The sequence below is a fragment of the Sphaerospermopsis reniformis genome, from assembly GCF_005402885.1.
In the GTDB taxonomy this organism is placed as follows: domain Bacteria; phylum Cyanobacteriota; class Cyanobacteriia; order Cyanobacteriales; family Nostocaceae; genus Sphaerospermopsis; species Sphaerospermopsis kisseleviana.
This window is the reverse complement of sequence record NZ_BJCE01000004.1, coordinates 1-21,938: the sequence shown is the minus strand read 5'-3', so window position 1 is coordinate 21,938 and position 21,938 is coordinate 1. Positions and strand designations below refer to the sequence as shown.

Genomic DNA, 21,938 nt, shown 5'->3' with positions numbered 1-21,938 from the left:
AGGGAATGGGGAATAGGGAATAGGGAACAGAGTTTTTGACTTTTGACTTTTGACTTGATTCTTCCCAGTCACCAGTCCCCAGTCCCCTAATTTGATTCTGCCCAAGTTTTAGCCCAATTTAGGGTTTGATGGACTTGTTCTAAAGTTGGTGCTTCGCAATAAAGGCGTAATACTGGTTCAGTGCCACTAAACCTAATCATTAACCAACTTTGATCAGCAAGACGGAATTTATAACCATCTATTGTATTACAATCAATGACTTTTTTACCTGCTATTTCTGTTAAAGGTTGGGTTTGTAATTGTTGTAATAATTTTCCTCTTACTTCCATACTCGCTAAGGGTAAATCTATCCGATCATAAGCTGAGGAAAAATTAGTTCTTTTCTGCAATTGTTGATAATAATCACCTAAATCTAAACCCGATTCTACTACTGCTTCTAATACATACAATGCTGATAGTAAAGCATCTCTTTCAGGAATATGGCTACCATAACCAATACCACCTGATTCTTCACCACCTAATAATACTTCTGTGGCTAACATTCTATCGGCAATGTATTTATAACCAACGGCGGTTTCAAATACAGGTAAATTCAATAAGTTCGCAACACGGGGAATTAAATCAGAACCGCTAACGGTTTTAACGATTTCCCCTGTAAAATTGCGTCTGGTTTTGAGGTGATCTATTAAGATGGGAATTAAGATTTGCGAACTGAGGAAATTAGCATTTTTATCTACTGCGGCAATGCGATCGCAATCTCCATCAAATACTAAACCTACTGTTAAACCTGAGTTATTATTGTTATTTTCTTCCCCATGATTTTTGATTTCTGTAAATAAAAGGGAAAGATATTTTGGTAAAGGTTCGGGCGCACCTCCTGCAAATAAAGGATCTCGGTTGCTGTTAATTTCTTTAACTTTTTCACCTAATAATCTACCCAAACCACTAGCAGCCGCACCGTGCATGACATCGGCAAATAATGTTAATTTACCTGATGATATTGCTTGACGAATTTTGTCAATATTTACTTTTTTTTCTAATGCTTGACAATAACTAGGCCAGGGATCAAATGTCTCTTCTTTGCCCGGAGTTGTTGCGGTTGGTACTGCTTCTGTTAATAGTGCTTCTATTTCTTTGGTAACTTCTGGAGGCACAGAACCACCAAAAGCACTCTTGACTTTTAAACCTAAATATGCGCCAGGATTATGACTAGCGGTGATGACTAAAGCGCCTAAAGCATTGAGGTCTTTTGCAGCCCAACTAAAAGCGGGAGTGGGTGCGTAGGTTTCGCTAAACAGGACATCAAAACCAACGGCTTTGACAGCATCAGCGACAACACGGGCAAAATTTTCTGCCATAAAACGGCGATCGTAACCGACAATGATGGTACGGCTACTGACTGTGGAATAGTAGGTATTATATAATACTTTAGCGGCGACTGGGGCAACTATAGCTAGGCGTTCAAAGGTAAATTCATCACCGATAACACCCCGCCAGCCATCAGTACCAAACTTTATGGGGTTAGTTAAAATGGGCATGGAGATATCCTAAAAATTTCTAACAGAGGATTGTAGCATTTATAGCGGTGATTGGTGATTGGTGATTGGTGATTGGTAATTGGTAATTGGTAATTGGTAAAATATAATTCCCCCTGTCACCTGTCACCTGTCAACTGTCAACTGTCAACTGTCACCTGTCACCTGTCAGCGAGGGAAGCTATAGCTAATGGTAAAATACGGTGTTCCTGAATTTGGATTCTGGCGTGTAGGGTTTCTGCTGTATCATCTGGTAATACTGGGACTGCGGCCTGCATGATAATTGGTCCGCTATCCATTTCTAAACGCAGTAAATGTACAGTACAACCAGTTATTTTCACTCCGGTTTCTAATGCTTGTTCTACAGCCCGCACACCTTTGAAACTCGGTAACAAGCTGGGATGAATATTAATAATTTTATCAGGAAAAGCGTCAATTAATTCCTGTGTTACCAAACGCATCCAGCCAGCCATAATCACTAATTCTACATCATGTTGATTAAAAGTTTTGACAATTTCTCTGTCTAAATCTTCGCGCTTTTTATAGTCACGATGATTTAATAATACAGCCTTTACTCCGTGATTTGCTGCCCTTTCTGCGGCTTTTGCTGTGGGATTATTGTAAATTAAAACTTGAATTTGGGCGTTGAGTTTCCCTGCTTGGATAGCTTGGGCAACTACTTCAAAATTGCTACCATTTCCTGAAGCCATTACTCCCAGTTTCAAAACGTTGCTAGGTTGTGAATTTTCCAGAGAAATATCAGGAGAAACTAGACTAGGTGTGCCATCAATGGGGTAATATTGACTCATAAACTCTCATAAAATTATGAATATACTGTGAATGTCTAAGATTATCATGAAACCATCCCGTTTTTCTCCTTCGGAACTACTAGATAATGATACTGCTGCGGCTTGGGTTTTTCTCACTCCAGCACTGATTTTATTAGGTTTATTTATAATTTGGCCTATTGCCTATTTGTTTTATCTCAGTTTTACTGCTGGTAGTTTTACTTCATCTGGTATTTATTGGGTAGGTTTTAAAAATTATTGGCGGTTGTTGCTAAACTCTGATTTTTGGCAAGTTCTGTTTAATACCGTTTATTTTACTTTTGGTAGTCTTATTCCCAGTTTGGTGATTCCTTTGGGATTAGCGGTATTATTAGATCGTTCTTTAGCTTTGCGGGGACTTTTGCGAAGTGCCTATTTTCTCCCTTCTATTATCTCACTGGTTGCGGCTGGTTTAGGTTTTCGTTGGTTGTTTCAAAATACTGGTCCTGTAAATGGATTTTTAGATTTTTTTGGTGTTGCACCCATATCTTGGTTAGGTGATACTTTTTGGGCAATGCCTGTGATAATTTTATTTAGTATTTGGAAACAAATCGGGTTTAATATGGTGGTTTTTTTGGCTGGGTTGCAAGCTATTCCTCCCAGTCTTTATGAAGCAGCAGAATTAGATGGTGCAAATGGTTGGCAGAAATTTTGGCATATTACTTTACCAGGATTAAGACCTACTTTAATCTTTGCGACTGTCACCACGGGAATTTTTACATTACGAAGTTTTGAACCTGTTTATGTGATTACAGGAGGCGGTCCTTTAAATTCTACTAATTTGTTAGTTTATTACACTTATCAAGAAGCTTTTGGTCAATTTGATTTTGGTTACGCCGCCGCAGTTGCTACTGTGTTATTAGTGGTGACTTTGGTGTTAGTTTATTTGCAGTTACAAACCTGGGGAGATAATTGATAATTGACAATTGACAATTGACAATTGATAATTGATGATTCATAATTCATGATTATCAATTACTACCCAATCACCAATCACCAATCACCAATCACCAATCACCAGTCACCAATCACCAATCACCAGTCACCAATCACCAATCACCTTTAAAACTCTTTTTTCAAGAAGATCAAAATGGCGATCGCCAACAACATGAAACTGTAAAGTAAGCCATAACCAGCATTACTTAATAGTGTCATAGTATCCGGTATTGCTTGCAGTCCATAAACGGCATCATTTTTTAAATCTAAGCGAGATAAATCTGGGAGTATGAGATATAAACCTTGGGTAATTCTTTCTACCGCAGGGTTTTCACTGAGGCGACCTAATGCGACTAAATCTTTGGTAATATTGCCCATTAAATAGACGGCAAATGTTAAAGCTGTGGCTATTAAGGAACTGGTAAAAACTCCTAATGTGACAGCTACAGCCGTAATTAAACTTAATTGTAAAAATAAGAAAAGTATGGCTAAAAGAATGCTGGGTAGGGGATAGGACATTTTACCAAGTTGCAAAAATACCAAATAAATAAATGTCATAGATGCTAGAAGTACACCCAACACACCTGATAAACCTAAGTATTTACTGGTGATAAATTCACTGCGGCTGATAGGTTTAGCAATTAACATGAAAATAGTCCGTTTTTCAATTTCTTTGTTGACAAGTCCTGTGCCAATAAAGACTGCAACAATTAAACCAATGATATTCATTACTGCTAAACCCACATCTAAAAAGATTTTGTCTTGGGTTGTAGCTGCAAATTCAAAAATTGCCCGGTTAGCAACAGCAAGGATAATTGCATAAAAACCGATAATGTAGAGGATGCGATCGCGTATCACTTCTTGAAATACGTTTTTTGCCATTACAAATGTTCTGACTGCGTTCATATTTTTTGGTAATTGGTAATTGGTAAGTGATAACTAAATCTACTGTTGTGGTGGTGGTGAACCAAGGAAAAATCTGCTGTTGCGTTCGCATTTAATTGCTGCTACCGCATTTTTATTTTCTAGACTTTTAACAGTTGATACTGGCTGAATTTGACAAGATTTTTGCAGATAAAATCCCCTACCATTAGCAGTTGGTCCTTGCCAAATACTCAGAATATCTAATCTATAACCAGATTTGATATTGACTACACGCGGTTCTATTTTCCATAGTCCTTTTTCTTCGTATTCGCCGAGGTTTTGGTTAATCATTCTTTTACCCAAATTGCCTACTTGTTGGTTAGCTTCTAGTAACCATCTTTCTACTTCTGACCAAGTTCTTCTGGATATTTGTTCTTCTATTAGCGGTTGAATTTTATTTAAAATCATATTACCGTTTTCTGGTCTTTTTGATTTTGGTTCTAGTTTAATTACAAAGGCGCTGCGTTGAAAATTATCTGCGGATAAACTGGGATATTCTTTTAACCATTTATCTATAACAAAGTAAAACTGAATCCAGCAACTTATCAACATCGACCAAGCAAGTAAAATAATGATTTTTTGGCGTGCTTCTAACTTGGGAAGGGTAGCTTTTGTTGATGTACCTGTTCCTGAGAAAAATTCTGGGATGGCGGTAATTATAGCTGCAATTGTCGGCCAAAGAACTATAGTTCTAGGTGTAACTACATTTTCCTGATGTCCAAAAGCAAATATACTGACTAAAAACCCAGTGATTAATGCACCTACTGGCATAAAAGTTCCTGGAACTCTTGCAGGACCATCGGTGGTATACCAAGCTGTACCTGCAATTAAAAATCCCCAACCTGTTAAGGCAATTATATCTTTGATTAGTCCTGTGGCAAAATATGAATTTACCCACGCGAAAAGGCTTAAATAGATAAATGTCTGCCAAGAAAAAGCTTTGGGAGGCATGACAAGTTTTTGAATGCCCAAAAATAAATCTTGAACAAATTTAAATAGCTGTATTACTTCTTTAAACAATGATGAATTCATATTTGCACCTATTTTTAGCTATTTTTACCTGGCTGATGTTTTCACTTAGTTTCTCAATTTCTCAATTTAATTCCTAATCACAAAACCACGAATGACTAAAATTAATGAAATAGCGGTATAACTCAAGGAATTGGCGATTAAAGTAGTAGTAATTAAGCTGGTATTTTGTAATTTAATTCTTTCGCTAATAAGGATTTTTTGGCGCTGAGTGGTGTCTGTGCTTTCTTGTTTTTTACCCCCTTCATCTAAGGTAATAATCAACAGTTTTAACAATGCAAACTTGACTAAAAATGTACCAAAGAAAACCAGAAAGCCAATGAGAATTAGAGAATTCTGTATGCTGGCGCTTTTAAAGGTATTAAAAAATATATAACTAATCAATTCTGACTTGATACCTACAGCTAATATTGGTTCGACCATAAAAAATACATTCCAGCCAATGACACTGGAAAAAACGTTCATAGCTATGGCGTAAAAAATGCTGGTTTTTTTGTCAAATTTGAGTGATCTATTGAGAACGTACCCTTCTAGGGGAATGGCAATTAGTAAAAATAAAGTTTCAAACAAAATTGCCCCAAGGGGTAAAATTCTCGGTAATGTTAATTCGTCTGACATAAAGCTTCTATAAATGATAAAGTTTGAGATTTTTCAGGACGCAGGAGATAGGAGGCAGAAGGCAGGAGGAAACCACGTTTAAAAACGTAGGATTGAGTATAACATTGAATGAATCAATTTCTTGATATACCATGAAAGTATAACTGAGATTATACGGATGATGGGGGAAATTATCTCATTTTTCTGAGCATTTTTTCTCTAATTGTGCCAGGGAGTGGAAGTCGTGGCTACACAGACAAAATTTATCTACGTGGGTTTTAGGTTTTGACTACTGACTGCTGACTGTTGGTGAATTAGTTGGTAATACGTCCTGAGGTTCGGTAAGATCAGAAACAGCCACGTTACAGCTTTTCTAAAGTTTTCCAAAAATGACAAGAAATGGCATCGGTATTCGCACAGCACAAGCGCGTTCTGAACGCCTCACGGGTCAAATTCATGTTTATGATGGTGCGGGTAAAGGTAAGTCCCAAGCAGCTTTAGGGGTGGTTCTGCGCTCTATTGGGCTAGGTATCAATGCTGAGAGTAATTTTGATCGTGTGTTACTGTTGCGGTTTTTAAAGGGTCCAGAACGTGATTATGATGAGGATGGAGCGATCGCCGCTTTGCAGCGTGGTTTTCCCCATTTAATTGATCAGGTTCGCACTGGTAGAGCGGAATATTTCGGCCATGATGAAATTACCCCTTTTGATCGCGCAGAAGCAGCACGGGGTTGGGATGTAGCTAAAGGTGCGATCGCCTCTGGTTTATATTCTGTTGTGGTTTTAGATGAAATTAACCCTGTTTTAGATTTGGGTTTGCTTCCTGTGGATGAGGTGGTAAACACTTTAAAATCTAAACCCCAGGAATTAGAAATTATTACCACAGGTCGGGCAGCACCGCAACAATTACTGGATATTGCCGATCTGCACTCGGAAATGAAACCCCAACACCACCCCACAGCCAAAGAATTATTGATTGAAGGTATAGAAATTTATACTGGCGCTGGCAAAGGTAAATCTACTAGTGCTTTAGGCAAGGCTTTACAGGCAATAGGTAGGGGGATTAATCATCCTGGTTCTACCCGTGTATTAATTATGCAGTGGTTGAAGGGTGGTAGTGGATATACTGAAGATGCAGCGATCGCCGCTTTGCAGCAGTCTTATCCTGAAGTAGTGGATCATTTACGCTGTGGAAGGGATGCGATCGTGTGGCGTAATTCTCGGCAAGAATTAGATTATGTAGAAGCGGAAAGAGGTTGGGAAATTGCCAAAACAGCGATCGCTTCTGGTGTGTATAAAACTATCATCCTCGATGAACTTAATCCCACCGTTGATTTAGAATTACTCCCTGTTGAACCAATTGTACAGGCTTTGCTGCGTAAACCAAAAGACACAGAGGTAATTATTACTGGGCGTTGTCAAAATCAACCTGCATACTTTGATTTAGCAAGTATTCATTCTGAGGTTTATTGTCATAAACATTACGCTAATCAAGGTGTGGAATTGAAGCGGGGGGTTGATTTTTAAGAAGTTTTATTCATGTAGGGATAATTCATGAATTACCCCTACATAAAATTATATTTTTGTGTATTTTTCCTCCTCCTTAGCGCCTCTGCGCCTCTGCGTGAGAAAAAACATCCCTTTCCTGATATCCTAAAACCGAGAAAAATAAAAATACAGGAAAATGGAAAATTTCTAGGAGTTACTTCAGCCCGGAGAGTGTCAATAGAAGTTGAGACTGCGCTTTGTTCCCACAACATAATTATTGCCATTAGGTATGATAGTCAACATACCACTTTTCAAAGTATTTCCTTTTTGTAGTTGCTGTTTAAGCACAGTTGCAGATGAAACACCAGCGGGAATTGTAATTTTTCCATAACGCTCTTGAGTGCTTTCGTTTGTCTCAACAATGAATAATTTGTAGATAATTTCTTGTGCTGTCTTTGTGTTACCTTTACGAGTAAAGATAAAACCTGGTTTGTCAGTTTGTGGTGATTTCTCTACTGTTACTTCTGTCAAAGATGGTAATAGTCCCAGTGCGACTTTGAGACGAACGGGATCGATGCGAGTTACTATAGCGTTTTGTCTGTTGGCAATAGATATCTTATCAATACCGTGATAACTGGCAAAACTGGTGAAATAAAACCTGCCGTCACTGTCCCAAGCATTGTATCCTGTATGGCGGTTACTCAGAGCAAGTTTGGGGTCTAAGTCTGACAAACTGGCTAATTTCCGGGTAGTTTTGGTAGTAAGGTCAAATTCATACAGCAAATTAGGCTTTTTTGAGTCAGGGGGTATGGGTCCCAAGCTACTGGTAACAAGATATGCATTTTTACCATCAGCACTTACATTAAAAGAAAAAATTTCAGCAGGAACAGTTTTTACTTGACCAAGATAAGACCAAGATGGTTTAGAGTCATCAAATCGGTAAATGTTACCCCGATCATCAGAGAAAAAACATTGCTGCTGATGCGGTAAACATTGTCCTAATTCAATAGCTCGTGGCTCCTGCAATTTCCAGTTTTTTAATTCTCCAAAACCACTAAGAGGATCGTAATAGTAAATATGACCATAGATAGACGGGTCATAATTTCCCCAAGACTGGTTTCCTGTGCTGAAATACAGCCGACTCCGGGAGTCTACCCACATCACCCGACCTGTATACGGGTACTTTTTGTCATAATTTGATGGTCGTCCCAAGTTTTTTGTACGACCTGTGGTGATGTCGTATTTGTAGATATCGGCAGTAGGAACTGCTGCTCCATAAAGTACATTGAGTTGAGGATCAACAGTGGTAGCGACAATAGAGACGTGTTTTGCACCAGCCTTGAGTACCTTTGCTGGTTAAACCATCAGCGGTTGTTACCCCAAACAAAGACATTCCTGCTACCAACAGGAAATAGTCCCATTTTGTCCTCTTGATCATTTTCACAGCCACACCTCCATCACAAAAACTTTCAGTTGTAACCTACGTTGAGACTTTATGATATCTAGCAGCACCCAACCGCAATAAAATCAAAATTCGTTATCTTGCAAATTAAACCCCATTATGACCACCAAAACCACCTTCAACTCCTGGGTAACTTGCCCCAAACCCAACCCCCAAGCAAAAATGCGCCTATTTTGCTTACCCTACGCAGGAGGTAGCGCCATGATATTTCGTACCTGGCCTAGTCATTTACTTCCAACCATCGAAGTATGTCCTATAGAAATTCCTGGTAGGGGAAAACAAATGAAATTTCCTCCCTACACAAAAATGCAGCCTTTAGTTGAAGAAATAGCGAAAAATCTCATCCCATTTTTAGATAAACCCTTTGCTATTTTTGGACATAGTATGGGTGGACTCGTTGGTTTTGAATTAGCTCGTTTACTGCTCTCAGATTATAATTTAACACCATTACATTTATTTGTTTCTGCTCGCAATGCTCCCCAAGTTACACCCACAAAAAGAAAAATTTACAATTTACCAGATGATGAATTTTGGCAAGCAATTTGCAATTTTAATGGTACTCCTGATGGTGTCATAGGAAATGAAGAACTGATCCAAATTTTTCTGCCTATTCTCCGGGCTGATTTTACAGTTTTAGAAACTTATGTTTACACCCATCAACCACCTTTTGATTTTCCCATTAGTGTTTTTGGTGGACTGCAAGATCCCGCATTTACTGATTATGAATTAGAAGCATGGCAAGAACAGACGACAGCAGCTTTTTCTTTACATAAGTTTTCTGGTAATCACTTTTTTATTCGTGAACATGAAAAAGTTTTACTACAATATATATCTCAATATATCTCATAAGTTAGAATGAATATATTTTTTTTACTTTATAACTCTACCTAAGAGGGATTTTTATTTTTTGTTTTTTTGATAGAAATTTCACTGCTGCATAGCCTTCAATAATGGACAATTACCTCTTCCTTTAAGGAAGAGGCTTAAAAAAGCGGCATTTTTGGCTTTTTCCCTGGAAAAGAGAGGTTTTAAAGCTGGAATTAAACAATTAATTATCAATTATCAATTGTCCATTGTCCATTGATAACTGAGGGTAATGTTGAGATATTTACAACTAACATAAGGTGCATTTTTTATAGCCATACTTGTAACAAAGTGTGAAACAATGTAGCAGGTACGGCTATTGCGATTTCTATAGCTATAAAACCGAACCTACTAAATTTAAATCTTGGTGTTATTGTTGAATTAGGAAGCAAAAGATAAAGCTTCACGCAATAAAAAATTTAAAAAATATACGAGTATTGTTTGCCATATGTGAAGCTGAAAATTAAGCCTCCGCAAGCCAAATACAGCATTGTATAGGAGATAGTTATGGCATTAGTTCGTTGGGACCCTATCCGCGATCTTGAACGCTTAGAACCTTTCCGCGAACTTGAACGTTGGGACCCTTTCCGCGAAATTGATACTTTACAAAGGCGGATGAATCGTTTGTTTGAAAGAATGATACCAGGTGATGGAGGTGAAAGGGGAGGGTTAACTTTTATCCCTGCTGCTGAACTCGAAGAAACTGATGATGCCTATAAATTGAAATTAGAACTACCTGGTTTAGAAGCCAAAGATGTGAATGTTGAAGTAACTCCTGAAGCTGTTTCTATTACTGGTGAAAGGAAGTCTGAAACAACAACTGAAAGAGAAGGTTACACTCGTTCCGAATTTCGTTATGGTAAATTCCAACGAGTAATTCCATTGCCTTCTACTGTGCAACATGAACAAGTTCAGGCTGAATATAAAGATGGTATTTTGCGGTTGAACTTGCCGAAAACAGAACCAGAAAAACAAAAAGCTTTCAAAGTTAATCTCGGTTAATTTTCTAAGCTATTAGCTATCAGCCGTCAGACTATTTCTAGCCTGAGAAAGGGACTTCCAAATAAAAAAATATTCAATTAATTCTTGTGGGATAGGCCGGACAGCCTGCCCTTACACTCGGACGGGCTAGAAGCCCATCCCACAAGATTGGATAATTTATTTCTTGGAAGTCCCTAAATGAAATGTTGAAACTTTCTATTAAAAGCTGACTGCTGATAGCTGATTGCTGACTTCAAAACTTCTACTCAAGTCCAGGGGGAAGATATGGCAAAGGTAGTAGGAATTGATTTAGGAACTACTAATTCTTGTGTTGCTGTGATGGAAGGTGGGCAACCTTTAGTAATAGCTAATTCTGAAGGTCAACGCATCACTCCTTCTGTGGTAGCTTACACTAAAACTGGTGAACGTTTGGTAGGTCAAATTGCTAGACGACAAGCGGTAATGAACCCAGAAAATACTTTTTATTCTGTGAAAAGGTTCATTGGTCGCAAACATGAAGAAATTACCCATGAAGCAACGGAAGTTTCCTATAGGACTCTGCGTGATAGTAATGGTAATGTAAAACTCAGTTGTCCCGCAGTTAATAAACAATTTGCACCAGAAGAAATTTCTGCCCAAGTTCTGAGAAAGTTAGTTGATGATGCTAGTAAATATTTAGGAGAAAAAGTTACTCAAGCAGTAATTACTGTTCCTGCTTATTTTAATGATTCCCAACGCCAAGCTACTAAAGATGCAGGTAAAATTGCTGGTTTAGAAGTTCTCCGCATTATCAATGAACCAACAGCAGCAGCATTGGCTTATGGTTTGGATAAAAAACAAAATGAAACTATTTTAGTATTTGACCTTGGTGGCGGTACTTTTGATGTTTCTATTTTGGAAGTTGGGGATGGTGTGTTTGAAGTTAAATCTACCAGTGGGGATACTCATTTAGGTGGTGATGACTTTGATAAAAAGATTGTTGATTGGTTAGCACATGAATTTCAAACTAATGAAGGTATTGATTTAAGGAAAGATAAACAGGCATTACAAAGATTAACGGAAGCAGCAGAAAAGGCAAAAATTGAACTTTCTAGCGCCACTCAAACTAATATCAATTTGCCCTTTATTACGGCTACCCAAGCAGGTCCTAAACATTTGGATATGACATTAACAAGGGCTAAGTTTGAGGAGATGACGGCGGATCTTTTAGATCGTTGTCGTAAACCAGTACAACAAGCATTGCAAGACGCAAAACTGACAAATGCCCAACTTGATGAAATTGTTTTAGTTGGTGGTTCTACTCGTATTCCCGCTGTGCAAGAATTAGTGAGAAGAATAACAGGAAAAGACCCCTGTCAAGGTGTGAATCCTGATGAAGTTGTAGCGGTAGGTGCTGCTATTCAAGCGGGTGTTTTATCAGGTGAAGTTAAAGATATTTTACTGCTTGATGTCACTCCTTTATCTTTAGGTGTGGAAACTCTGGGCGGTGTGATGACTAAAATCATTGGCCGTAATACAACTATTCCTGTGAAGAAATCAGAAATTTTCTCTACTGCGGCTGATGGTCAAAGTAATGTGGAAATTCACGTTTTACAAGGTGAAAGAGAGTTAGCAAAAGATAATAAAAGTTTGGGTACTTTCCGTTTAGATGGTATTCCTCCAGCACCCAGAGGTGTACCACAAATTGAAGTTACCTTTGATATTGATGCTAATGGTATTCTTTCCGTGACTGCTAAGGATAAAGCCACTAATAAACAGCAGTCAATTTCTATTACTGGTGCTTCTACTCTTGATAAACGAGATGTAGAAAAAATGGTGCGGGATGCGGAAGCTCATGCACAGGAAGATAGAAAAAGACGTGAACAAATTGATACTAAGAATTTAGCTGATTCTTTAGTTTATCAAGCTGAAAAAGAACTCAGAGACTTGGGTGATAAAGTCAGTGCTGGTGATAGAAGTCGAGTTGATGAGTTAGTCAAAGATTTGCGGGAAGCTATCAATCAAGATAATTTTGATCGGATCAAGTCTCTTAGCAGTGAATTACAGCAAACTTTGATGCAAATTGGTAGTGCGGTTTATGCCCAAGCGGGAAGACCAGATGTAAGTCCTGATGGAAGCAGTCGAGAAGCACAAGGTGGTCGGGGTGAAGATGTGATTGATGCTGATTTTGTGGAGTCCCAATCATAGGATATCAAGGAGTCAGGAGTCAGAAGATCAAGGAGATCCCCGACCACAAGTCAGGGATCTATTTCTCAAACAAAATAAATAGGGTTTGCTGAAAAAGTCTTGTCGTGAAGACAGGGAACAGTTTGAAGAGTTCGATGAGAGCGATTTTTCCTTTGTGTAGAAATTAAATGCAAGGTTTTTGAGATCCCACCTCGTAAAGTCTTGCACTTTTTTAACTTCCAGCAGGCTAAGACCCTTTACTTGTAATATTTTCACATTTATTCAGCAAGCCCTAAATAATGAATCATAAATTACAACAGATGAACAAATTCATTAGGTGATTTCATCCATGAGGAGGATGGTTTGACTATCAAATTTATGCAAAGTTATCCAGATGATCAGTAGATAGAGATGAACAAATAGAAAGATTTAAATTAAATATCAAATGTCATCTTCAGGAAAGGGGAGATTAGCGGCAAAATCTCAGAAGTTGAGATGGCGTTGCTGTTTATTCTTAACTATACAAATGTTTATCCTATTTGACTTTATTTTAAGGATTTGAATAAAACTTGCAGTAAAACACACACTGAAATTGTTTTGTTTGCTTGAATAGCTATATTAAGAGTACAGAACTGGGCAATTCTTAAATTATGGCTACCAAGATCATTGATGTGAGAGAATATACTGTTAGAGCGCATAAAAGACAGATTCACACTCGTGTTTTTCATTTTGTTTGTAAAGAATGTAATCAAGCGACAAAACGGGAAACCTTTGGACCTAGACCTTTATATTGTGAAAGTTGCCGTCCTCCTCAACCTCCGAAAAAATCTGCTCATGATCCTAGAAAACTGAAGCCTCATGCGATGAATTACAAAAGTGACATTGAATTAGAATAATTGAAGTAATATGAACACCCAAGAACAATTACAACCTCCTTCAGAGGTATTTATTAGACCATTGTTGGAATTACGAGACTATTATGCTGGTCTGGCACAAGAGTACCAACGGCTATTTATTGAAGCGCGATCGCAATTAGATCATGTGGAAGCTTTGTTGTCTCCTTGGTCCTGTCCTGATGAACATGAGGTTTCAGAATTAGCAACTGGTAATCAACAAGGTTCTCGTTTGTTTTTGGCATCAGATCATCAGTCTGATTTAGACTTGTTGGAGTCTGTAGAGTCAGAACCTTCTCACTCTCAAGAATGGAAAACAAATGGTTCAAGTGCTGCGTCTACAAAAGCAGCAGTTTCTCATGCGAGAAATACCTCTTTGGATAGTTATGAACATTTTACGAAGGGGGCGGAAATTCCCATGCTTCCTGAATATCAATCTCTGACTCGGATGGAAGCTTTGAGAATTTTATTGCATGAATATGCTGGTACTGTATGCCATATAGATTTTATTGTGCGATCGCTCTATGGTGAGTTAGAATCTACTATCTTTAAAATCGTCAAAGGTAGGGTTCAATCTTCTCTGACTCAAGGTAGAGAAAGGGGTTATTGGTCGGCTATTCCTAACGAACCTGGTTGTTATACTCTGGCTTTAAGTTTGTTAGATCCCAATCATCATAATGGCTCATCTACTCGTAGTAAAAGTAGAAGAAAAAAGCCTGTGGCTGTAACACACTCCAATGATATTCCCATGCTTAAAAAATATGAGGGTCAATTTTTAATTGATGCTTTGACATCTTTTTTAGGTGAACATAGAGGGCGGGTTTTTGGTGTGAATGAAGTCATTAATGGTATCTATGGAGAACTTGATGATCGGGACATGAGAGAGGTAAAAAATAAGGTTCTCAATGAATTATCTAGAGGTCATCGCACAGGTAGATTTTCTAGAGTTCCTAACCAAATTGGTTTCTATACCTGGGATGCAAGGATGATATCTAAAAGGATGTAGGGCATTGGGCATTAGGCATTGGGGTTATTCATCTTCCCCTGCCTCCTGCCTCCTGCCTCCTGCCTTCTGTCCCCAGTCAGCTATCTCATATCATAACCAAACAAATTGGGGTCAACTTCTCCTAGTTTTAAATCTGCTAATCCGTATTCTGCCCAGCGTCTTTCTACCATTGCGGCAACATCAGGATCAGATTCTAAAGGTGCGCCCCATTCATGTTCTGTTTCTGGGGGAATTTTGGTGGTTGCATCTATGCCCATTCTCCCCCCTAAACCAAGTTTTTCACTCGCAAAATCTAAGGTGTCAAAGGGGGTATTTGGTAATATAAATACATCCCTGGTTGGGTCAACTTTGGAACTAATTGCCCAGACAACTTGACGCGGATCACGAATGTTGATATCTTTATCCACAACTATCACAAATTTAGTATATGTGAATTGGGGTAAGGCACTCCAAAAAGCTAAAGCTGCTCGTCTTGCTTGTCCAGGGTATGCTTTATCAATAGAAATAATTGCTGCTTTGTAACTTAATGCTTCCATTGGCAGGAAGAAGTCAACTATTTCTGATACTTGTTGCCGTAAAATTGGGGTATAGATGCGGTTAAGGGCGATCGCCATCATTGCTTCTTCTTTGGGTGGACGACCGCTAAAGGTGGTAAGATAAATCGGGTCTTTGCGGTGAGTCATACACTGAAACCGCACTAAAGGCGAATCTTCCACACCGCCATAATATCCCATGTGATCGCCAAAGGGACCGTCGGGTAAAACTTCCCCTGGGGTGATAGTTCCTTCTAAAACAAATTCTGAATCTGCGGGTACTTCTAAATCTACTGTTTTACACTTGGCTAATTGTACCCCAGAACCGCCATAAAGTCCCGCAAATAACCATTCTGATAAATCTACGGGAATGGGTGTGGCTGCTGCCATAATGATTAAAGGATCGACTCCAAGGGCGATCGCCACTTCTAATTTTTTACCACGTTCCGCCGCTTTGCGTAAATGTCTCGCCCCCCCCCGCACCGATAACCAGTGTACGGTCATAGTATTACTAGATTGCAGTTGCAGACGATACACACCTACATTTGGCGTACCTGTTTCACAATCCTTGGTAATTACCAATCCCAGTGTAATTATCTTTCCGGCATCTCCCGGATAAGGACGTATTAAAGGTAACTTAGTTAAATCTAAATCATCACCTTCCACAACCACCTGTTGACAAGCGGGGAAAAAATCCCTTCCCGGTTTCGCTTTGACAACATCAAACAGCACCTTACCAAAGTCTATCGCTTGGGAAATCTTTTTCGGGGGTTTAGGTTGCTGAAGCATACTTAACTTCTTACCCAAGGTTTCCAACTCCTCTGGTTTTTCCATGTTCATAGCCCAGCATATCCTTTCTACCGTCCCCATCAAATTCACTGCAACGGGGAAAGATGCACCTTTGACATTTTCAAAGATTAAACCTGGACCACCTTTTTGCAGCATTCGGTTAGAAATTTCCGCAATTTCTAGTTCAGAGTCTACTAAAGCCGAAATTCGCTTTAATTGTCCTCTTTCTTCCAGAATTTTAATAAATCCCCGTAAATCTCGTGCCATATCCCTCAGAGTTAAGAAGTGTAAAGTCTCCTTGATCTTAACTTGATATTTGGGTAGTTTGTTTGTACTGAATAAATTAGGATTGGCAAAATTAAACGCAGATACTTTAATTAGGTGTCAGTCTAAAAGTTCGATTAGTTCATCTTTTGTTAAATCTGCATCTCGCATTATTTTTAATAATAGACCTTTACCAATGGTTTTACCACTATGACAAGGAATAGAAACAACTCGATCATCTTGATGTTTCATTCTGACATGACTACCTTTTTGTCTCACTATATAAAAACCTATTTTTTGTAATGCGGTAATTAATTCTTCTCCTGTAATTGCTGGTAATTTAGTGATGATAAAACTACTTTGCTTACTCCTATAAATTCTGTTATTGACTCTTCTCCTAATTCCTCTAAACACATTTTAATTACTTCTTTAATATTAGTGATCAATTCATCAATGGTTTCTCCTTGACTATAACAGGCTTTCAGTTGAGGCACTTCACCAATATACATACCATCTTCATCTCTTTCAATTACTACATAAAATTCTTTATTTTTCATGGTTTTGTTTGTCACTGCTATAGTTTTCTGGCAGGTTCATTATGTCGGATTTTTATTATAACACAAACGAAAGATACCCGACTTCCTAATTGAATATTTGGTAAAGAATGTTAATTTATCAAAGAAGTCGGGTATCTAAATGCAGTTTTAGTTAGCATCATTACATTTGAGATATTTAGTAAAACATTTCTCACTTTGCTGATAAGCAAAAATTAAGAAATATAAAGATTTTTACCCTTACATTGATATTTTTATAGTATTTATGTACATTTCATGGTATGCTAAAATAAGAGATATTTTTTTTCAAATGGCGAAAAATATGGAAAATTTACTTCCTCAAAACATTTTGCAATTAAGTATTGCTGAAAGAATCCAATTAGTACAAGATATTTGGGATAGTATCACCATAGAGTCTAATGATCTAACTATTAGTGATACTCAAAAACAAGAATTAGAAAGACGTTTAGAACTCTATTATCAAAATACTCATCAAGTATCAACATGGGAGGAAGTTAAAAAAAGATTTAATCGTTAGTAATTCATTGTTTATTGAAATATGACTTATAAAATTTTGATTACACCAGAAGCAGAACTTGATTTAGAGGATGCTTTCAATTGGTATGAACAGCAAATATCTGGATTAGGTTCTGAATTTATTCGTGTGGTTGATGCTAGTTTTTCTGCAATTCAAAGAAATCCTTTTGCTTATCCAATTATTCATCAAGAAGTGAGGAGAAAGTTAATTCGTAAGTTTCCTTATGGATTACTTTATGTGATTATAGATGACAATATTTCGATTATTGGTTGTTTTCATGTGAAGCGTGATCCGCAGCAGTGGGAAAGACGTTTATAGGATTTTATATTATTCATAGTGACAGATCCCCGACTTCTTAATTTCATCTTGGGTAAATAATCATCATTTATCAAAGAAATCGGGGATCTTGTTTTTAAATTAAGAAATATAAAGATTTTTACCCTGACCTTGACATTTTTATAGTATTTATGTACTATATATGATATAGAAACAATCAAAACATCTCTAATTAGATTCTTTACAACATATTATAACATCACCCCAATCAGGTATAAATTGATTGATCCTGGACAATATTCCTTGTAAAATTACCATCGGCAAAATTATGACAAGTCAAAAAACCAAGTTTGCTGTTTATAATCTCGCGGGTAAGGAAAAAGCTTTTTATTTAACTGAAAAGGTAAAACTGGAAATTAAGCCAGATGCAATTCCTAAAAAAATGATTGCTCATAGTATCATGATTGTTGATCGTTCCGGTTCAATGTATTATGATATTGAGGCTTTAAAAGAAACATTAATCAAACTTTTGACACTGGATGAATACAGCAACTCAGAATTAGTGGTAACGCTAATTTCCTACTCTTCTAAAGGTGACTTAACCTGTCATTTTCAGCGTGTACCGATTCAGGAGGTAATGCAGCCAGATTCAGATTACATTGCTGATATCAAAGCTATTCGTGCTACTTATTTAACTTGTATTTCTCAATCTTTGAAATTAGCTAATGAATTGATTCATCCTGATGAATTAACTGCAATTACTTTACACAGTGACGGCTATGCTAATGATAGCAGTTTTAATTCTGAATCTAAGGCAATAGAGGGAATTTGTAATGATTTGAAAAACAAGGAAGTTTTTGTTAACACCATTGCTTATTCTTGCTCTTCTGATTTTAAATTCCTCGCTAAAATCGCTAATTCTGTTTCTGGTGTTTGTATCCAAGCTGGGAATATTAAGGAAGTTTATGATGCTCTTTATAACACTGTAAATGTGTTAAAAGAAGCGACGGGAATAGTCATAGAAGAAACCTTAGCTAGTGACTACAGTTATCAAGTTTTCTTTTCTCCCACTGCTGAAAAAATTCATGGTACAAACCAAACATTAAAAGTTTTTGGTTTAAAACCAGAAGACGAAGCTTACATCTATAAATATAAGCAAATTACCAAAGCAGCTTATGAACAATTAACAGATGTTCTGGTGGCACAAAATGATCCATCTGTTTATATTTTTGCCAAAGCAAATTTAGCTGATGGAAATTTGAATACTGCGAAATACGCGCTTGCGAGTACCTTCAATGCAACCTTAACCGCAAGACACGCAAAAGCTTTAACTAATGAAGACATTGCTGATTTTACCAAAGATTTAGAAATTGCCATTTTTTATCCTCATGTTTTAGCTGAACATGAAATTTTAGATTATGTCAAAGTTAATGATAAAATCTCAATTTTGGCATTGATTGATATTTTATCAAAACATCACCAACATATCATTATTAACCTCAAACATCTGAAAGAAACTTATCAAAGAAAGGGTATTAAGCGGGTTAATGGTACAAGGGGAGAAAATGGAGAATTAATCAAACCTTGGTTAGAAATAGAATATATTGAACCAGGTGATTATGTGCAGATGGGAACTTTTGATATTAACCGCAATACCGCAACTATTAATATGCTGCTTACGCAAAAAGTGAAGCTGGTAAAAGCGGAAGATAAAACCCCAATTACTGAAGTTGCGGGTGTGTTATTAAATGATTTAACGACTTTTAATAATTATACCATTGTCAGTGATGGAGAAATTAATGTTAAGACTTTAAAAGTGAAAATTAGCAGTAAAAAAGCATTTGATGAATTGCAAGCGGTAGGGGTTATTGATAGGGAGGAATTTGATTTTCAAAAAGAATATACTTTGCAATTAGCAGATTTACCTTTAGTCAGTTTTGAAGGTAATTATAGCAGTGTGGAAGGTTTATTTACTCAACTGGCAGAAATTAAAACTTTAATGAGTATTTTATCTGCTCATTTACGGGAAGAGTCAGATGTATTTATTCCTGCACAAATTGAAGAATTGAAAAAACATTATCTTTCTAAAAGTCTGTATCTGAATTTTCCCACCACTAACGAATATACAGATTTGAAAGCAGCTTTATCTGATGGTACTGTAGATTCAAGGGTGAGTTATAAGATTGATATTGGCAGTTTAGAAATTGTAAATTTTAATAAATTGTCTTCTGCTAATCAATTTCTTGATAAAAGATATGAAGTTTATGATTCAGAAACTGGGGAAATTTTCAAGAAACCAACTTTTGAATTAGCTTTTCAGGAAAATATTGCTTTTCGTAGTAAAGCTGTTGCTTCTAGGAATAAATTTACAAAAGCAGATGATTTAATGAAAGCTGTTTTTGATGATTTTCTGGGAATAGAAACAACGGGTAAATTTGCAGAAATTTTAAACTTGGTTGGTGCTGGAATTTTGGCTTTATTACTACAAGCAAAACACGCAGGTACACCTGTGGATAAACAGGAAATTATCGATGCGATGACAACAGCAAAACAGAAGTTAGAGAGTTACACAGAAAAAGTTTATCGAGAGAAAATTTCACCTTTAGTATTTTATATTGGTGCGACGGGTTTGTTACCTGATGACATGAACACTCAAGCGATGACTGCGGATGAAATTAGTAGTAAATATCCTGATTTGCAGTTTTCTAAATCTGAGCAAGAAGGGACATTTTTCGTAGTTGGTGATACTGTAATTAGTGTGTATGCAGAAAATGAATATTACAGTAAAAAACCTGTGAGTGTGAGTTAGGTAATTTCGGTAGCAATGCGATTTTCTGGGATGACTCCAACGGGAGAGCGATCGCTAATTAGGGGTTGTTGAATAAATCTGAAAAAAATCAAGGGATTGAGGATGCGTAACCATACTTCTGGACCCTCACAGATAACTTGATCAATTGATTCCAGGAATTTAGTAATTTACTATTATAGATGTCTGATTTTTATAATTTTAGTAGTTGGAGCTTGAGAAGGATGATATTAACGAAACGGAAGAGTAGAAGCATTGCTGCTATTTTAGCCTTTTCTGGCACACTAACAATTTCAGGTTTACATAAATTTTACTTGGGACAGCCATTATGGGGAATTTTGTATGTATTGTTATCTTGGACACCAATTCCCAAAGTAGCTAGTGCTATAGAAGGGGTTTGGTATTTAGCGCAAGATGAAGAAGCTTTTGACCGAAACTTTAATTTTGGGAAGTCGGCAGTTAAAGTTTCACCACAGGTCAGTAATCAAGTAGAATCGGTAGCTAATGCCTTACGTGAGTTAGATGCTTTGCGCCAAGATGGCTTAATTTCTGAGTATGAATTTGAGCAAAAGCGCCGTCAGATGTTAGACCAGATTTCTTGATGTAATTAATATTTGTCTATAAATTCGGCGAAGTTTTACAATACCATGATAAACTGGCTACCTTTAAATCTCAAATTACAAAAACTCCGAGCTAAACTGCTCAATGATCCCTATTATCGTCTACAATCTGGGGCAGAAATTCAGATGGCCGTACAACTGGGGATGCGTATTGATGCTAATCAAGCGACTGTAGATGATTGGTTACGTTTGCCAGGGTTATCTATTCATCAAGGGCGATCGCTCGTAGAACTATCACGTTCAGGTGTTAAATTTTATTGTATTGAAGATATAGCAGCGGCTTTGAGTGTTCCTGTACAAAGGCTAGAACCACTGAAACCACTGTTAAATTTTAGCTACTATGATGATGGATCTCTCGCTAATACTACGCAAGTAAATCCCAATACCGCAACGGTAGAGAGTCTGGCGAAAATTCCATTGATAGATTTGTCTCTAGCTGAAGCGGTAGTGCAAAATCGCCTCACTGCTGGTTATTACCGTAATTTGGTTGATTTTCAGCAACGGTTAGGACTGTCAGGTGAGGCGATCGCTCAATTAATGTATTATCTGCGGTTTTAGGTAGGAGGTAGGAGGCAGGAGGCAGGAGGCAGAAGGCAGGAGTTTTTTATTTTGGATTTTGGATTTTGGATTTTGGATTGTTTTTGTGATCTCCAATCTAAAATCTAAAATCTAAAATCTAAAATTTTCTTCCCCAGTCACCAGTCCCCAGTCCCCAGTCTCCAATCACCAGACACCAGGGAACTAGGCCTCGGCGCCGAGCCCAACGCACCTGTCCTCGTGCCCACGTGAATGAAACCATTACCCAGATTCACGCTTCCCACATCGCATAGAGCGTTCAACCAGCAACTACC

Annotated in this window: 21 protein-coding genes; 12 read left to right on the top strand and 9 right to left on the bottom strand. The window is 37.5% G+C overall.

The features are described 5' to 3' along the window. Positions 1-86: 86 nt before the first annotated feature. Both FFR48_RS01235 and purN read right to left on the bottom strand, forming a co-directional pair. Entirely contained in the window at positions 87-1,538 is a 1,452-nt protein-coding gene (locus tag FFR48_RS01235) for a phosphoglucomutase/phosphomannomutase family protein (protein ID WP_137666087.1), read from the bottom strand. 158 nt (positions 1,539-1,696) lie between these two features. Continuing rightward, complete coding sequence (purN, locus tag FFR48_RS01230) at positions 1,697-2,344, bottom strand: phosphoribosylglycinamide formyltransferase (RefSeq protein ID WP_137666086.1); 648 nt, start codon at positions 2,342-2,344, stop codon at positions 1,697-1,699. 46 nt (positions 2,345-2,390) lie between these two features. On the opposite strand from purN, the gene FFR48_RS01225 reads away from it, so the two are divergent. After that, positions 2,391-3,278 carry a carbohydrate ABC transporter permease gene (locus FFR48_RS01225; RefSeq protein WP_096571848.1) on the top strand — a complete coding sequence of 296 codons (888 nt, stop codon included), beginning with the start codon at positions 2,391-2,393 and terminating at the stop codon, positions 3,276-3,278. Between the two features lie 146 nt (positions 3,279-3,424). Here FFR48_RS01225 and FFR48_RS01220 read toward each other — a convergent pair whose 3' ends face one another. The 3 genes from FFR48_RS01220 to fraC form a co-directional block, all read right to left on the bottom strand. Further along, positions 3,425-4,204, bottom strand: coding sequence for an ABC transporter permease (locus tag FFR48_RS01220; protein WP_137666085.1), 780 nt, complete (start codon positions 4,202-4,204; stop codon positions 3,425-3,427). A gap of 39 nt (positions 4,205-4,243) precedes the next feature. Continuing rightward, a complete protein-coding gene (gene fraD, locus FFR48_RS01215) occupies positions 4,244-5,254 on the bottom strand; it encodes a septal junction protein FraD (RefSeq protein ID WP_137666084.1) in 1,011 nt (336 codons plus the stop codon). A gap of 66 nt (positions 5,255-5,320) precedes the next feature. After that, positions 5,321-5,869 carry a filament integrity protein FraC gene (gene fraC / locus FFR48_RS01210; protein ID WP_096571851.1) on the bottom strand — a complete coding sequence of 183 codons (549 nt, stop codon included), beginning with the start codon at positions 5,867-5,869 and terminating at the stop codon, positions 5,321-5,323. A gap of 368 nt (positions 5,870-6,237) precedes the next feature. On the opposite strand from fraC, the gene FFR48_RS01205 reads away from it, so the two are divergent. Beyond that, on the top strand, positions 6,238-7,374 hold the full coding sequence (locus tag FFR48_RS01205; RefSeq protein WP_137666083.1) for a cob(I)yrinic acid a,c-diamide adenosyltransferase: 1,137 nt from the start codon (positions 6,238-6,240) through the stop codon (positions 7,372-7,374). 195 nt (positions 7,375-7,569) lie between these two features. Here the strand turns inward: FFR48_RS01205 and FFR48_RS01200 are convergent, their stop codons facing one another. Next, positions 7,570-8,496: an SMP-30/gluconolactonase/LRE family protein gene (locus tag FFR48_RS01200; protein WP_162501824.1), complete on the bottom strand. Its 927-nt coding sequence runs from the start codon at positions 8,494-8,496 to the stop codon at positions 7,570-7,572. A 400-nt stretch (positions 8,497-8,896) separates the two neighbouring features. Here FFR48_RS01200 and FFR48_RS01195 point away from each other — a divergent pair, with 400 nt between their 5' ends. The 5 genes from FFR48_RS01195 (at position 8,897) to FFR48_RS01175 (ending at position 14,707) form a co-directional block, all read left to right on the top strand. Continuing rightward, positions 8,897-9,646, top strand: a complete 750-nt coding sequence (locus FFR48_RS01195) for a thioesterase II family protein (RefSeq protein WP_137666081.1) — start codon at positions 8,897-8,899, stop codon at positions 9,644-9,646. 522 nt (positions 9,647-10,168) lie between these two features. Further along, a complete protein-coding gene (locus tag FFR48_RS01190) occupies positions 10,169-10,663 on the top strand; it encodes an Hsp20/alpha crystallin family protein (RefSeq protein WP_137666080.1) in 495 nt (164 codons plus the stop codon). 264 nt (positions 10,664-10,927) lie between these two features. Continuing rightward, a complete protein-coding gene (dnaK, locus tag FFR48_RS01185) occupies positions 10,928-12,829 on the top strand; it encodes a molecular chaperone DnaK (RefSeq protein ID WP_137666079.1) in 1,902 nt (633 codons plus the stop codon). 629 nt (positions 12,830-13,458) lie between these two features. Continuing rightward, positions 13,459-13,704, top strand: a complete 246-nt coding sequence (locus FFR48_RS01180) for a hypothetical protein (RefSeq protein ID WP_096571856.1) — start codon at positions 13,459-13,461, stop codon at positions 13,702-13,704. Positions 13,705-13,714: 10 nt separating this feature from the next. Next, positions 13,715-14,707 (top strand): hypothetical protein, encoded by a 993-nt coding sequence (locus FFR48_RS01175; protein WP_137666078.1) that lies wholly within the window; start codon positions 13,715-13,717, stop codon positions 14,705-14,707. A gap of 80 nt (positions 14,708-14,787) precedes the next feature. On the opposite strand, the gene FFR48_RS01170 is transcribed toward FFR48_RS01175, so the two are convergent. The 3 genes from FFR48_RS01170 to FFR48_RS01160 form a co-directional block, all read right to left on the bottom strand. Next, positions 14,788-16,296 (bottom strand): UbiD family decarboxylase, encoded by a 1,509-nt coding sequence (locus tag FFR48_RS01170; protein ID WP_137666077.1) that lies wholly within the window; start codon positions 16,294-16,296, stop codon positions 14,788-14,790. Between the two features lie 117 nt (positions 16,297-16,413). Beyond that, positions 16,414-16,572 (bottom strand): type II toxin-antitoxin system HicA family toxin, encoded by a 159-nt coding sequence (locus FFR48_RS01165; RefSeq protein WP_236103964.1) that lies wholly within the window; start codon positions 16,570-16,572, stop codon positions 16,414-16,416. 32 nt (positions 16,573-16,604) lie between these two features. Continuing rightward, positions 16,605-16,850 carry a type II toxin-antitoxin system HicB family antitoxin gene (locus tag FFR48_RS01160; RefSeq protein WP_137666076.1) on the bottom strand — a complete coding sequence of 82 codons (246 nt, stop codon included), beginning with the start codon at positions 16,848-16,850 and terminating at the stop codon, positions 16,605-16,607. 307 nt (positions 16,851-17,157) lie between these two features. On the opposite strand from FFR48_RS01160, the gene FFR48_RS01155 reads away from it, so the two are divergent. From FFR48_RS01155 to FFR48_RS01135, 5 genes are all read left to right on the top strand, one after another. Next, positions 17,158-17,385: an addiction module protein gene (locus FFR48_RS01155; protein ID WP_236103963.1), complete on the top strand. Its 228-nt coding sequence runs from the start codon at positions 17,158-17,160 to the stop codon at positions 17,383-17,385. Positions 17,386-17,406: 21 nt separating this feature from the next. Then, positions 17,407-17,703 (top strand): type II toxin-antitoxin system RelE/ParE family toxin, encoded by a 297-nt coding sequence (locus FFR48_RS01150; protein ID WP_137666075.1) that lies wholly within the window; start codon positions 17,407-17,409, stop codon positions 17,701-17,703. 286 nt (positions 17,704-17,989) lie between these two features. Next, entirely contained in the window at positions 17,990-20,470 is a 2,481-nt protein-coding gene (locus FFR48_RS01145) for a vWA domain-containing protein (protein ID WP_137666074.1), read from the top strand. 224 nt (positions 20,471-20,694) lie between these two features. Beyond that, entirely contained in the window at positions 20,695-21,069 is a 375-nt protein-coding gene (locus FFR48_RS01140) for an NINE protein (RefSeq protein WP_096572842.1), read from the top strand. Positions 21,070-21,114: 45 nt separating this feature from the next. Further along, the gene (locus FFR48_RS01135) at positions 21,115-21,645 is read left to right on the top strand and encodes a ComEA family DNA-binding protein (RefSeq protein ID WP_137666073.1); all 531 of its coding nucleotides are present in this window, start codon (positions 21,115-21,117) and stop codon (positions 21,643-21,645) included. Positions 21,646-21,938 lie beyond the last annotated feature (293 nt).

Bases quoted from the DNA above. Each gene is read 5' to 3' on its own strand.
- FFR48_RS01235 (WP_137666087.1), bottom strand. From the start codon at position 1,538: ATGCCCATTTTAACTAACCCCATAAAGTTTGGTACTGATGGCTGGCGG.
- purN (WP_137666086.1), bottom strand. From the start codon at position 2,344: ATGAGTCAATATTACCCCATTGATGGCACACCTAGTCTAGTTTCTCCT.
- FFR48_RS01225 (WP_096571848.1), top strand. From the start codon at position 2,391: ATGAAACCATCCCGTTTTTCTCCTTCGGAACTACTAGATAATGATACT.
- FFR48_RS01220 (WP_137666085.1), bottom strand. From the start codon at position 4,204: ATGAACGCAGTCAGAACATTTGTAATGGCAAAAAACGTATTTCAAGAA.
- fraD (WP_137666084.1), bottom strand. From the start codon at position 5,254: ATGAATTCATCATTGTTTAAAGAAGTAATACAGCTATTTAAATTTGTT.
- fraC (WP_096571851.1), bottom strand. From the start codon at position 5,869: ATGTCAGACGAATTAACATTACCGAGAATTTTACCCCTTGGGGCAATT.
- FFR48_RS01205 (WP_137666083.1), top strand. From the start codon at position 6,238: ATGACAAGAAATGGCATCGGTATTCGCACAGCACAAGCGCGTTCTGAA.
- FFR48_RS01200 (WP_162501824.1), bottom strand. From the start codon at position 8,496: ATGTGGGTAGACTCCCGGAGTCGGCTGTATTTCAGCACAGGAAACCAG.
- FFR48_RS01195 (WP_137666081.1), top strand. From the start codon at position 8,897: ATGACCACCAAAACCACCTTCAACTCCTGGGTAACTTGCCCCAAACCC.
- FFR48_RS01190 (WP_137666080.1), top strand. From the start codon at position 10,169: ATGGCATTAGTTCGTTGGGACCCTATCCGCGATCTTGAACGCTTAGAA.
- dnaK (WP_137666079.1), top strand. From the start codon at position 10,928: ATGGCAAAGGTAGTAGGAATTGATTTAGGAACTACTAATTCTTGTGTT.
- FFR48_RS01180 (WP_096571856.1), top strand. From the start codon at position 13,459: ATGGCTACCAAGATCATTGATGTGAGAGAATATACTGTTAGAGCGCAT.
- FFR48_RS01175 (WP_137666078.1), top strand. From the start codon at position 13,715: ATGAACACCCAAGAACAATTACAACCTCCTTCAGAGGTATTTATTAGA.
- FFR48_RS01170 (WP_137666077.1), bottom strand. From the start codon at position 16,296: ATGGCACGAGATTTACGGGGATTTATTAAAATTCTGGAAGAAAGAGGA.
- FFR48_RS01160 (WP_137666076.1), bottom strand. From the start codon at position 16,850: ATGAAAAATAAAGAATTTTATGTAGTAATTGAAAGAGATGAAGATGGT.
- FFR48_RS01155 (WP_236103963.1), top strand. From the start codon at position 17,158: ATGGCGAAAAATATGGAAAATTTACTTCCTCAAAACATTTTGCAATTA.
- FFR48_RS01150 (WP_137666075.1), top strand. From the start codon at position 17,407: ATGACTTATAAAATTTTGATTACACCAGAAGCAGAACTTGATTTAGAG.
- FFR48_RS01145 (WP_137666074.1), top strand. From the start codon at position 17,990: ATGACAAGTCAAAAAACCAAGTTTGCTGTTTATAATCTCGCGGGTAAG.
- FFR48_RS01135 (WP_137666073.1), top strand. From the start codon at position 21,115: ATGATAAACTGGCTACCTTTAAATCTCAAATTACAAAAACTCCGAGCT.